The organism is Oceanobacillus kapialis (genome assembly GCF_044790185.1).
In the GTDB taxonomy this organism is placed as follows: domain Bacteria; phylum Bacillota; class Bacilli; order Bacillales; family Amphibacillaceae; genus Oceanobacillus_B; species Oceanobacillus_B kapialis.
In genome coordinates this window covers 2,125,187-2,138,277 of sequence record NZ_CP085256.1, presented here as the reverse complement: position 1 = coordinate 2,138,277, position 13,091 = coordinate 2,125,187, and the positions used below count along the sequence as shown (strand labels likewise).

The following is a 13,091-nucleotide window of genomic DNA, read 5'->3' as shown; positions in this document are numbered from 1 at the left end:
GATGAATAGATATGAAAAGAAATGAAGATACAAGAGTCGTAGTTGGTATGAGTGGTGGAGTTGATTCTTCAGTGGCAGCTTTGTTGTTAAAGCAACAAGGCTATGACGTTGTCGGTATCTTTATGAAGAATTGGGATGACACGGATGAATTTGGGGTCTGTACGGCGACAGAGGATTATGATGATGTTGTCCGCGTATGCAACCAGCTTGATATCCCATATTATGCAGTCAACTTTGAAAAGCAATATTGGGATAAAGTGTTTACCTATTTTCTAGATGAATACAAAGCAGGAAGAACACCAAACCCTGATGTGATGTGTAACAAAGAAATTAAATTCAAAGCGTTTCTTGATCACGCCATTTCACTTGGAGCTGACTATTTAGCAACAGGCCACTATGCGCAAGTACGTGAGTCAGATGGACGCGTAGAAATGCTTCGTGGTGTGGATGACAATAAAGATCAAACTTACTTTTTAAACCAATTAACAGAAGAAGTTCTGGAAAAAGTTATGTTTCCACTTGGACATCTTCCTAAATCTGAGGTTCGAGAAATTGCAAAGAAACATGACCTCGTAACGGCAGATAAGAAAGACAGTACCGGAATCTGTTTTATTGGTGAACGGAACTTTAAAGAGTTCTTAAGTGAGTACTTGCCAGCACAACCAGGCGAGATGAAAACATTAAGTGGAGAAACAAAAGGAAAACATGATGGCTTAATGTATTACACGATCGGTCAACGTCAAGGTTTAGGTATTGGCGGTGCGGGAGATCCATGGTTCGTTGTCGGTAAAAACTTAAAAGACAACATTCTTTATGTGGAGCAAGGATACTCACACGATACCCTTTATTCAGATGGCTTAATCGCTACAGACCTAAACTGGATTAACAAAGACAGAATTGAAAATACCTTCACATGCACAGCTAAATTTAGGTATCGTCAAAAAGATAGCGATGTAACAGTCACTTTATTAGATAATGGGAAAGTTAGAGTAGATTTTGCTGAAATGGAACGAGCTATTACACCAGGCCAAGCAGTTGTTTTCTATGATGGAGAGGTTTGCTTAGGCGGTGGGACGATTGATGAAATTCTTAAAGATGAGAAAGCATTAGATTATGTTGGTTAAATAAGGGGTTTTACGATGGATAAAAACAAACAAGCAATTGCCTATATGCAGGAGAATAAGTTTGAAGAGGCAGCAGCCCTTTTCTCGGAAGTTATTGAAGAGAAACCTAACGACCCTGTAGGCTATGTGAACTTTGGTAACCTATTAATGCATGTTAATGACCAAGAACGGGCAAAGCGTTTTTTTGAAAAGGCGATTGAACTTGATGCAAATGCTGGAACTGCTTACTACGGTTTAGGCAATCTTTACGTTGAACAGGATAACTTTGTAAAGGCACAAACTAATTATCAGAAGGCGATTGAGCTAGGCTTGGAAGAAGCTGATGTATATTATATGCTCGGTATGACCTTCCAACAACAAGAACATGACAAGCTAGCACTTCCTTATTTATTAAGGGCAGCGGAGCTAGCGCCAGAGGATGAGGAGATTTTATTCCAATATGGTCTGGCTCTAGCCCAAAGTGACCATATTTCTGATGCGGAAACGGTTTTAGAGAAGGTCATAAAGTTAGACCAGACGCATAGTGATGCTCATTATAACCTTGGTGTTATTGCACTGTTTCATGATCATGTTGAAAAGGGATTAGAGCATTTTGAGTCTGCTCTGCAAGCACAGCCAGATCATGTGCTGGCTCAGAACGGAAAGAAAAATGCGGAACAGTTATTAAGTGAAAGGTAAGATTGTGGGGTTGTGTTAAATGGAAACTGGCAGGCATTCCGGAGAGGGAGATATCGGCTATATTAAAGGAGAACTACTATACACCATTTTTCATAATGAAACCGAGCACTTTTCCATAGCAAAAATTAAAGTATTGGAAACGAATGAAGAATTCCAAGAAAAAGACATTGTAGCAAAGGGATACTTTTCCAACTTACAGGAAAATACCCCTTACTTTTTTTATGGAGAATTCGAAAAGCATGTCAAGTTTGGACTTCAATATAATGTTCGATCCTACAAAACATTTATTCCTGAAACAAAAGATGGGTTAATAGCTTACCTTTCCAGTGACATGTTTTACGGTATTGGTGAGAAAACAGCAGAAAGAATAGTAGAGAAGCTTGGTGAAAATGCTATTACCAAAATACTTAACAACCCCGAGGTGTTAGAAAAGGTGCCAGGTATTAAAAAGGAAAAAGCGGAATACCTGGCACGAACGCTTCAGGAGAACCAAGGGTTTGAACATGTTGTGGTCCATCTGTCTACCTATAATATTGGTCTTAAAATGGCACAAAAAATATACCAAGTTTATAAGGAAGAAGCTGTTGATATATTAGAAGCGGACCCTTATCGGTATGTATTTGATATTGAAGGCTTTGGTTTTCAGACAGCTGATGAAATTGCTAGAAGAAATGGACTTGCTCCCAACCATCCAAATCGGATTGGCGCAGGGTGTATATATATTCTGCAAAAAAGTGTGCAGGAAGGAAATGTATATATGCCTGTCGATGAATGTTCAGGACGAGTACTTGATTTACTAGCAACTGCTGATCTATCACCAGATTCGATTCATAACAGATTAACGGAGTTAAATAAAGAGAAAAAGGTTATCTTGCAGGATGGTAATGCCTATCTACCCTCGCTTTATTATGCAGAAGATGGTTTCGCCGCTCAAGTGAAGAGGATAATGAGTGAAGAGCTTGATCATCAAACCCCTACAGCTGAATTAATGAAAATCATCGGTGAGATAGAAGAAGAGGAAGTTTTAAGCTATGGGAAAGAGCAATTTGAAGCGATCAATCAGGCAATCCACTCAAAAATGATGATTTTGACTGGCGGACCTGGTACAGGGAAAACCACCGTATTAAAAGGGATATTAAATACCTATGCGACAATTCACAGCCTTTCTTTAGATAAACAAGATTATGATAATCGTTCTGATTACCCGTTTATCCTAACTGCACCGACTGGGCGAGCTGCAAAGCGACTAACAGAATCAACTGGACTTCCTGCCGTTACCATCCATCGTCTACTTGGTTGGGACGGAGGTAGTGGATTTGAAAAGAATGAGAGTGAACAGCTTGATGGAAGGTTTCTGATAATCGATGAATTTTCCATGGTAGACATTTGGATGGCGAATAATTTATTTAAGGCAATTCCTAAAGATATGCAGGTACTAATTGTAGGGGACGAGGATCAGCTTCCTTCTGTAGGCCCGGGACAGGTGTTATCGGATTTACTTAGCAGTGGATATATTCCTTTCGTACGTCTAACCGAAGTATACCGACAGAAAGAAGGATCAAAGATTATACAGCTTGCGCATGAAATAAAGAATGACAAGGAAACTAGCTTAGAAAACGATAAAGATTTCAGCTATATTTCCTGCTATGAACCACAACTGTTAGATGTCATTTTAAAGATTTTCTCCAAGGCAATGAAGAAGGGGATTGAGGTACGGGATATCCAGGTCCTTGCCCCAATGTATCGATCAACGGCAGGAATCACGATGATCAATAAAGAACTTCAAAAATTAATTAACCCAAAATCCCCACAGAAAAGAGAAGTGCGGACACAAGATGCTGTATTTCGGGTTGGTGATAAAGTCATCCAGCTTGTAAATCAACCAGAAGATGGGGTTTATAATGGTGATATTGGCGAGGTAGTTGCCATTTTTACCGAAGATGAAAACACGGATAATGTTGAACAGTTGGTAATTGTGTTCGATGAGAAAGAAGTGGTTTATGAAAGGAAGGATTATACAAATATTATGCATGCTTACTGTATTTCCATTCATAAATCACAGGGAAGTGAATTTCCGATAGTTATATTACCAGTTGTCTCTGCGTATAACCGTATGCTTCGAAAAAACTTATTGTATACTGCGATAACCCGCAGCAAGAAGTCTCTTATTATTTGTGGGGAGCAGAGAGCCTTTAAGCGCGGAATTGAAACAATAGATACGAATAAGCGTTATTCGGCCCTTAAAGAGCAGTTGCAAGCACGACTTGAGAACCCTGTGGATGTCAGTCCAGAAGAGGTAGAAGATATTTCTCCTTATGATTTTATGTAATGTATAATTCTATGCAATTCGGGAAAGCCTAGCTTAATAAGTTTTAAGTTAAAGGGGCTTGAGTTAATGCGTTGTCCGAATTGTAATGGTAAGGATATAGGCAAAATTGGAGTGCAGCAATATTACTGCTGGACTTGTTTCATTGAAATGGCGATCGTAGATGATAGGTTAACGGTTCATCAAGTAGAGGCAGATGGATCGCTTAGTTCGTTGGATGATTTATTTTCACAAGAAGAAAGAAAAATACAGTGGTAGCATTTGAAAGCTAGTAATACTATGCAGGGAGGATGCTGACTATGTTCAAAGACAGGAAGGGAATAACGATTCTCTACTGGTTAATCTTTGGTATTTTTCTTTTTTTATTTGTTTATTTATTGGTAAAGCTTTTTCCGTTATATGGTGCCATCCTTTCTTTCTTATGGCATTTACTGGCTCCTTTTATTATCGCCTGTTTTATAGCATATTTACTATATCCGATAATAAATCGAATTCAGCGTATAGGAATACCAAGGGGTCTAGCAATTTCACTTATTTACTTATTATTTTTCGGTGGAGTAGGTTATTTAATTTATCGGATATTTCCAGTTACGTTGTCGCAAATTAGGGATTTAAACGAACAGCTTCCTCATTTTATCGGTATGTACGAAGCACTAATCTACCAAATGTATGAGTATACATCCTTTCTCCCAGAAGCTGTACACGATAAAATTGATGAGTTGATCGTTCGGCTTGAGGATTATATGAATGGGTTGCTTTCTACTATAATTGAGAGTACGACGAAAATTTTTGATATGATCGTAATTATAACCGTCATTCCGGTCCTTGTTTTCTATTTTCTTAAAGATGATAGTAAAATCAAGGATTACCTAAAAAAGTATATCCCTACAAAGCACCGAGCGAGGACTAGTAAAATAGTAAGAGCTGTGGATGAAACCATCGGAAATTACATTCGCGGTCAGCTGATTGTTTGCCTATTTGTAAGCATCACCTCATTTATCTTATTTCAGTTGCTCGGACTGCCCTATGCATTATTATTAGCAATCATAATGGGGATAACCAACATTATTCCGTATTTTGGTCCTATCATCGGATCTGTTCCCGCAGTAGCGATTGCATTAACCATATCAGGTAAAATGGTATTGTTCGTTATTCTTTCGGTATTTGTTCTTCAATTAATTGAGAGCAATTTACTTGCTCCATATATAGTCGGAAGGAGTATTAACATTCACCCGATAGGGATTATTTTTGCGCTCCTTCTAGGTGGTCAGCTTTTCGGTGTTGTTGGAATGATTCTTGCGGTTCCACTTTTTACGACTTCCAAGGTGATTATAAAACATCTTTATCACCCATAAGCCTAAATAGGGAAGATGGATTTTTGTTGACAATAGGTTAAAACTTATCTATAATATCGCTGAACTATAATAAAGCTAAGATCTAGTTATACAAGAAGTAATTGACTACCGCTTCATCTGATCCACTGCTTTATATGACAAATTCGTTGAAGGTTCCGAGTACATGATGGTCGATTGAGAAGAGAGGGTTTTCCAGGGCTGAAAGAAAACCTCAAGACAGACACATGGAATGCTAAACCTGAGTACGGCTAATCCCCGTCGGTTTCATACCGTTACCATGATGAAGTGATAAACAAGCTATTCGTTTGTTTATAATAAGGGTGGTACCGCGATTTAAACTCGTCCCTGCATTGCGCAGAGAGGAGTTTTTTTGTATTTATGATCGATACTCATAGGAGGGAAAAGGATGAAACAATTAACATCTGCTGAAGTAAGACAAATGTTTATTGACTTTTTTAAGGAAAAAGGGCACCGTGTTGAGCCTAGTGCGTCTCTTGTACCACAAGATGACCCAACATTGCTATGGATTAATAGTGGTGTTGCCACATTAAAGAAATATTTCGATGGTAGGGTGATACCTGATAACCCGCGCTTGGTCAATGCTCAAAAGTCTATAAGAACGAATGACATTGAGAATGTTGGTTTTACAGCAAGACACCATACTTTTTTTGAGATGCTAGGAAACTTTTCCATTGGCGATTATTTTAAGAAAGAAGCAATTGAGTGGGCATGGGAATTCTTAACAAGTGAAAAATGGATCGGCTTTGATCCTGGCTTGCTATCAGTGACAGTTCATCCAGAAGATGACGAAGCATTTGATATTTGGTTAAAGGATATAAAACTTCCTGAAGAACGTATTATTCGTCTTGAAGAGAATTTCTGGGATATCGGAGAGGGACCTAGTGGCCCGAACACAGAAATTTTTTATGATCGTGGAGAGAAATATGGCAATGATCCAAAAGATTCGGAACTATACCCTGGAGGAGAAAATGATCGTTACTTGGAAATATGGAATTTAGTGTTCTCCCAGTTTAACCATAATCCTGACGATACGTATACACCACTGCCAAAGAAAAATATAGATACAGGTATGGGCTTAGAGCGTATGGTATCTGTTATTCAAGACGTTCCAACAAACTTTGAGACAGATTTATTTATGCCGATTATTCGCAAAACTGAAGAGTTAGCGAATACAACATACGGTTCGTCACAAAAAGGGGATACAGCATTTAAAGTCATTGCCGACCATGTACGTACTGTCAGCTTTGCGATCGGGGACGGAGCGGTGCCTTCTAATGAAGGAAGAGGCTATGTACTAAGACGTCTATTGCGCCGGGCTGTTCGTTTTGCCAAAGAGATTGGAATAGAAAAACCATTTATGTTTGGTCTTGTAGAAACAGTAGGGAATATTATGAAGGATTTTTATCCAGAAGTCTTAAAACAGCAGGAACTAATCGAGAATATTATAAAAGTTGAAGAAACACGGTTCCATGAAACGCTAAATGAAGGGCTTGAGATTTTAGGCACAATTATTGAGAAAGAAAAAGCAAAAGGAAGTAATGTATTTCCAGGAGTAGAAGTCTTTCGCCTTTATGACACATACGGATTTCCTAAGGAATTAACGGAGGAGTATGTGGAAGAGCAAGGGTTCATCATTGATCTTGATGGCTTCGAGAAAGAAATGCAGAAGCAGCGTGATCGCGCCAGAAATGCACGTCAAAAAGTAGATTCGATGCAGGTTCAAGATAGTCTCCTAGCAGACATTGAAATAGAAAGTGAATTTGTCGGCTATGAAGAACTGGAAAAGAATACAACGCTTGCTGCCATTATTAGTGGAAAAGAAATGTCTGAAATAGCGAAAAAAGGAGAAGAAGTACTTCTAATTCTAGATCGTACTCCTTTTTATGCAGAGAGTGGCGGACAAGTAGCTGATAAAGGCTGGCTTTATTCTGAACATGGTACTGCTTATGTAAAAGATGTGCAAAAAGCTCCAAAAGGCCAACATGTCCACCAAGTTGAGATTACCGATGGGGAGCTTCATAAAGGAGATACACTTAAAGCAAAAATCGACAATCCTTTTAGATCATCTGTAGTAAAAAACCATACTGCTACCCACTTACTACATCAGGCCTTAAAAGATGTACTTGGTGACCATGTAAACCAAGCAGGTTCCTTAGTGAGCCCTGACCGATTGCGTTTTGATTTCACTCATTTTAATGCAGTATCAGCAGAAGAGCTGCAGCAGATTGAAACGATTGTAAACGAAAAGATTTGGGAGTCTATACCTGTACGTATTACGAACATGCAAAAAGAAGAAGCTAAAGAAATGGGAGCAATGGCTTTATTTGGGGAGAAGTATGGCGATGTTGTTAGAGTAGTACAAATGCGTGATTACAGCATTGAGCTATGCGGTGGTTGCCATGTAACCAACACGTCGGAAATTGGTTTGTTTAAGATTAGCTCTGAAAGTGGAATTGGTGCAGGTACGAGAAGAATTGAAGCAGTAACGAGTAAACATGCATACAGCTTCTTAAACAGTAAACTAAATGTATTGCAGCAATCTGCACAGCTGGTAAAATCTACAGAGGAAAATGTACCGGAACGAATTAATGGGTTATTCCATGAAATTAAAACCTTACAAAAAGAAAATGAATCATTAAATGCTAAACTTTCAAATGCAGAAGCAGCTTCTATATTAGATAAAGTAGAAACTAGCCAGGATGTATCCTTTTTAGCACAAAAAGTAGATGTGAAGGACATGAACCAGCTACGTAATATGGTTGATGAACTGAAACAGAAACTAGGCTCTGGCGTCATTCTATTAGCTTCAGAAAGCAATGGAAAAGTACAGCTTGCTTCTGGTGTATCAAAAGATCTAATAGAACGAGGCTTACATGCTGGTCAATTAATAAAACTAGCTGCTGGCATTTGCGGCGGCGGCGGTGGTGGTCGCCCGGATATGGCACAAGCAGGCGGTAAAGATACAAGTAAAATTGGTGAAGCCCTTGAGGTAACTAGTCAATATATTGCGGACAATCTGAAATAATTTCCTTTCAACTTGTAACAACGGAGAGGAATAAGTATAATGAAACAAACAGGCATGTTATACTAAAAGTAACAGTGACGGGTTCGGGAAAATCTGGTTACAGGCTGCTTCGAAACAGGGAAATCTATTAAGCAAAGCAGAAATGAGAGTTATTCTAAGATCGAGGTGTCATGATGAGCTCAATTGATAAAACGATGAAATTTAATTTTTCGGAGGAACCTTTTGATCAGGATATAAAAGAGATCCTTTTTACAGTCCATGAGGCATTACGCGAAAAAGGATATAATCCGATCAATCAGATTGTAGGTTATTTATTATCTGGTGATCCTGCATACATTCCACGTCATAATGATGCAAGAAATCTGATCCGTAAAATTGAACGGGATGAAGTTATTGAAGAGCTGGTCAAATTTTATCTTGAACAACAGCAAAGGAACGACTAAATGAAAATAATGGGATTAGATGTTGGTTCCAAAACAATTGGCGTAGCTGTTAGTGATTTATTGGGCTGGACTGCTCAAGGGCTTACGACAATTGAGTGGAACGAAGAGAGTATTACCTCTGCAGACAGCAAACTTGCAGACATTATAGCAGAGCATGAAATTGGAAAAGCTATTATCGGCCTTCCAAAAAATATGAATGGTACAATAGGAGAGCGAGGAGAAGCATCACAGCGATATGCCGCACATGTGGAAGAAACCCATGGGATTGAAACGGTTTTATGGGATGAACGTTTGACCACCGTGGCAGCTGAACGCATCCTGTTGGAAGCAGACATGAGTCGGAAGAAGAGGAAGAAAGTTATTGATAAGATGGCCGCTGTAATGATTTTACAGGGCTATCTTGACCAGAAGTAAAGGAGTGGTATAAATGGCACTAGAAGAAAAAGAACGGATTATTATCCCTGATGAAAACGGGGAAGAACATTTATTTGAAGTATTGTTTACCTTTGATGTAGATAAAACAAATCATTCATACATTGCGGTAACTCCAGTAGAACAAGCGGAAGATGAAGAAGTGGAAGTATATGCTTTCCGTTACGAAGAAAAGGCTAAAGACGATGATGATTTATCTTTATTCCCTATTGAATCTGATGAAGAATGGGAAATGGTAGAGGAAATGCTTCATACTTTGGCTGAGGAAGAAAATAACGAGTAAATGCTACTATTTAGAGAAGCTGGCGTCCATAGGCGCTGGCTTTTTTCTTGTGTGATTAGATATTTTGGATTGTAGCTAAGCAGGTATGCTGGTAAAAAAATAAAAGGTACATGTCGAAACTTAGGATTATGATAGCAAAACATCGTATATTTTAGTATAATATACCGGATGAGAGGGGGATACTTAATGTCCAAGAAGAAAAAGAATGGAAAATTTAAGGACAATCTCATTGCTCGAAGTGAAGAAGCTAAAACCGTGAGAAAAATTGTAGCGATCATTATTATTTCACTGCTTCTCATTCTCGTTATTGGCGGTATATCTGGATATTTATATGTTAAGTCTGCATTAGAGCCAGTTGACCCATCCAGTGATGAAAATGTTACTGTAGAAATACCAATTGGTTCTTCAACTTCTGCAATTGCTTCAATTTTGGAGGAAAATGGACTTATAAAAAATGATCTGATCTTTCGTTTCTATATTAAATTTAAAAACGAATCAGGTTTTCAAGCGGGCGAATATACCTTTACACCATCTATGACAATCGATGAATTAATAGCTTCCATGAAAGAAGGGCGCGTGATAGCTGAACCAGTACACACGGTTACAATTCCTGAAGGGAAGACAATTAAAGAAATTGCCCAACTTTATGCTGAAGAGTTATCTTTTACAGAAGAAGAATTTTTAGACACCGTAAATGATACTACGTACATTGAGCAATTAATTGAAGCTTACCCGTCCATTCTTTCAGAAGAAATATTAGATCCTGAAATACGAACACCTTTAGAAGGTTATCTATTTGCTGCTACGTATAATTTTTATGTCGAGTCACCGCCTGTAAAGGTAGTTGTCGAGGAAATGTTGAATAAAACAGCTTCTGTCGTTGCAGAATATCAAGATGTTATTCGTGAATCGAATTATACCATTCATGAAATATTAACTTACGCCTCTCTTGTTGAGAAGGAATCAGGAAGTGTGGAACAGCGCAAGAAAATTTCCGGCGTTTTCGTTAATCGAATGGAAGAAGGTATGAGGCTTCAAACAGATCCAACAGTTCTTTATGCACTAGGCGAACATAAAGATAGGGTGCTAAATAAAGACTTAGAGGTTGAATCCCCGTACAACACTTATTATGTTGACGCTCTTCCAATAGGACCAATTAGTAACTTTGCTGAAAGTTCCTTGGATGCCGCGTTAAATCCCGAGGAGTCAAATTACCTATATTTCCTGCATAATGACCAAGGGGAAATTTATTACGCTGAAACCTATGAAGAACATCTACAAAATAGAGAAGAACATATTGATTAAATGAAATAATAGGGAATGTGAAGGATCTTCACATTGCCCTTTTTTGCAGATTAATGCGGACTAGATGCTTCTTAGCAAGCCTTCTTTATTTGATACTTACGAATGATGATGACTGATAGAAACAGAGGGAAGTACATGTATTTAAAAGAAGAGATGAATAATTATTTAGTTGAGTTGTTACCAGACAGTGAAAAGTGGATGGAAGACTTAGAAGCAAAGGCTACTAGAGATAATGTTCCGATAATGGACGCAGTAAGTATGCAATTTGTTACCCAATTAATTCGTATGTATCAGCCGAGCAGAATTTTGGAGGTTGGTACCGCTATTGGTTACTCGGCACTACGCATGCTTTCCGCACATCCTGAAGCATCTATTGTCACAATTGAGCGAGATGAAGCGAGATACAACCAGGCATTAGAAGAAATTAAGGAAAACGGAAAGGATAACAGCATCCAGGTTATTTTAGGGGACGCATTAGAAGAAATAGCGAAGCTTGATGGGAAATTTGATTTTATTTTCATCGACGCTGCTAAAGGCCAATATAAAAGATTTTTTGAGCTTGCCAGCCCATTGCTTTCTCCAAAAGGCGTTATCTTATCCGATAATGTATTATTCAGGGGATTTGTTGCAGAGCCTGAGACAGCATCTAAGCGACATAAAAAAATGGTAGAAAAAATAAGGGATTACAACAAATGGCTGATGCAGCATCCAAACTTTACAACCTCCATTGTACCTATAGGTGATGGAGTAGCAATAAGTGTACGAAAGCCCTGAAAGGAGAAACGAAAGAATGCAAGATAGACCAGTAGTGATTGGCGTAGCGGGAGGTAGTGGCAGCGGAAAAACTTCTGTAACCAGATCCATATCCCAGCGCTTTTCCGATAAAACAGTGCTTGTGATTGAGCAGGATTATTATTATAAGGACCAGAGTGATTTGCCCTTAGAGGAAAGGTTAAGCACAAATTATGACCATCCTTTAGCCTTTGATAACGATTTATTAATTCAGCATTTACACGAATTATTAAATAATAAACCAGTAGAGAAACCAGTGTATGATTATAAGCTCCATACGCGTTCTGATAAAGTAATTCCTGTGGAGCCAAAAGAAGTAATTATTGTGGAAGGTATTTTAATTTTGGAAGACCCTAGACTGGTTGATTTGATGGATATAAAAGTGTTTGTAGATACTGATGCAGATTTGCGGATTATACGCAGGCTATTAAGGGATATTAAAGAGCGTGGAAGGACTCTTGATTCAGTCATTGACCAATATATACAAAATGTTCGTCCATCTCATTTACAGTTTATTGAGCCAACAAAACGTTATGCAGATATTATTATTCCAGAAGGTGGACAAAACCATGTTGCTATTGACTTAATGGCAACTAAAATAGAGAACATCCTGGAGAAAAACAAACTACCGAAGTAATTTATATTTCCAACTATCTTCCTTGGAGTAAGGAAAATTTTAGAAAATAAAAAGAAAAGTGTTGAAAATATAGATAAAATCTGCCATAGTATTGTTTAGTATATTTTTATTTATCATGAGAATTATTCTCAATTGATATAGCTAATCATTTCCAAGGAAGTCAAAAAAGGAGTGTTTTTTTAATGGCAATAGAGAAAAGCTTTTATATGACACAAGAGGGGAAAGAGAAGTTAGAACAGGAATTACATTACCTTAAAACGGAACGTAGACAGGAGGTAGTGGAGCGAATCAAAGTAGCTCGTGACTTTGGTGACCTATCTGAGAACTCAGAGTACGATGCTGCGAAAGATGATCAAGCTTTCGTTGAATCACGGATTGCTCAAGTCGAAAAAATGATCCGCAATGCCGTTATAATAGAAAATGATAACGATAACCCAGATGTTGTATCATTAGGTAAATCTGTTACTTTCCAAGAATTACCTAATGGAGACGAAGAAACCTATACCATCGTAGGTAGTGCCGAAGCTGACCCGTTTGAAGGTAAAATTTCCAATGATTCTCCAATGGCGAAGAGCCTGTTAGGACATGAAGTAGGGACAGAAGTTTCTGTGGTAACTCCTGGTGGTGACATTCAGGTTAAAATTACAAAAGTAGAATAGCATATAAAAAA

General features: G+C 38.2%; 13 protein-coding genes. All 13 read left to right on the top strand.

Features of this window, described 5'->3' with window-relative positions:
* The first annotated feature begins 11 nt into the window (after positions 1-11).
* The 13 genes from mnmA (at position 12) to greA (ending at position 13,080) form a co-directional block, all read left to right on the top strand.
* Entirely contained in the window at positions 12-1,124 is a 1,113-nt protein-coding gene (mnmA, locus tag LG273_RS11255) for a tRNA 2-thiouridine(34) synthase MnmA (protein WP_379564647.1), read from the top strand.
* 15 nt (positions 1,125-1,139) lie between these two features.
* Positions 1,140-1,802: a tetratricopeptide repeat protein gene (locus LG273_RS11250; protein ID WP_379564645.1), complete on the top strand. Its 663-nt coding sequence runs from the start codon at positions 1,140-1,142 to the stop codon at positions 1,800-1,802.
* A gap of 19 nt (positions 1,803-1,821) precedes the next feature.
* Positions 1,822-4,131 (top strand): ATP-dependent RecD-like DNA helicase, encoded by a 2,310-nt coding sequence (locus LG273_RS11245; RefSeq protein ID WP_404453617.1) that lies wholly within the window; start codon positions 1,822-1,824, stop codon positions 4,129-4,131.
* Positions 4,132-4,197: 66 nt separating this feature from the next.
* The gene (locus tag LG273_RS11240) at positions 4,198-4,386 is read left to right on the top strand and encodes a hypothetical protein (protein ID WP_404453613.1); all 189 of its coding nucleotides are present in this window, start codon (positions 4,198-4,200) and stop codon (positions 4,384-4,386) included.
* Between the two features lie 41 nt (positions 4,387-4,427).
* Entirely contained in the window at positions 4,428-5,483 is a 1,056-nt protein-coding gene (locus LG273_RS11235; protein ID WP_404453610.1) for an AI-2E family transporter, read from the top strand.
* A 406-nt stretch (positions 5,484-5,889) separates the two neighbouring features.
* On the top strand, positions 5,890-8,529 hold the full coding sequence (gene alaS / locus LG273_RS11230) for an alanine--tRNA ligase (protein ID WP_404453607.1): 2,640 nt from the start codon (positions 5,890-5,892) through the stop codon (positions 8,527-8,529).
* 173 nt (positions 8,530-8,702) lie between these two features.
* The gene (locus LG273_RS11225; protein ID WP_344379904.1) at positions 8,703-8,972 is read left to right on the top strand and encodes an IreB family regulatory phosphoprotein; all 270 of its coding nucleotides are present in this window, start codon (positions 8,703-8,705) and stop codon (positions 8,970-8,972) included.
* On the top strand, positions 8,973-9,386 hold the full coding sequence (gene ruvX / locus LG273_RS11220) for a Holliday junction resolvase RuvX (protein ID WP_404453604.1): 414 nt from the start codon (positions 8,973-8,975) through the stop codon (positions 9,384-9,386).
* Positions 9,387-9,399: 13 nt separating this feature from the next.
* Positions 9,400-9,687: a DUF1292 domain-containing protein gene (locus tag LG273_RS11215; protein ID WP_404453601.1), complete on the top strand. Its 288-nt coding sequence runs from the start codon at positions 9,400-9,402 to the stop codon at positions 9,685-9,687.
* Between the two features lie 186 nt (positions 9,688-9,873).
* The gene (gene mltG / locus LG273_RS11210) at positions 9,874-10,992 is read left to right on the top strand and encodes an endolytic transglycosylase MltG (protein ID WP_404453598.1); all 1,119 of its coding nucleotides are present in this window, start codon (positions 9,874-9,876) and stop codon (positions 10,990-10,992) included.
* 135 nt (positions 10,993-11,127) lie between these two features.
* Complete coding sequence (locus LG273_RS11205) at positions 11,128-11,766, top strand: O-methyltransferase (RefSeq protein ID WP_404453595.1); 639 nt, start codon at positions 11,128-11,130, stop codon at positions 11,764-11,766.
* A 16-nt stretch (positions 11,767-11,782) separates the two neighbouring features.
* Positions 11,783-12,421, top strand: coding sequence for a uridine kinase (gene udk, locus LG273_RS11200; RefSeq protein ID WP_379564626.1), 639 nt, complete (start codon positions 11,783-11,785; stop codon positions 12,419-12,421).
* A gap of 182 nt (positions 12,422-12,603) precedes the next feature.
* Positions 12,604-13,080: a transcription elongation factor GreA gene (gene greA / locus LG273_RS11195; RefSeq protein WP_379564624.1), complete on the top strand. Its 477-nt coding sequence runs from the start codon at positions 12,604-12,606 to the stop codon at positions 13,078-13,080.
* The last annotated feature ends 11 nt before the right edge of the window (positions 13,081-13,091 follow it).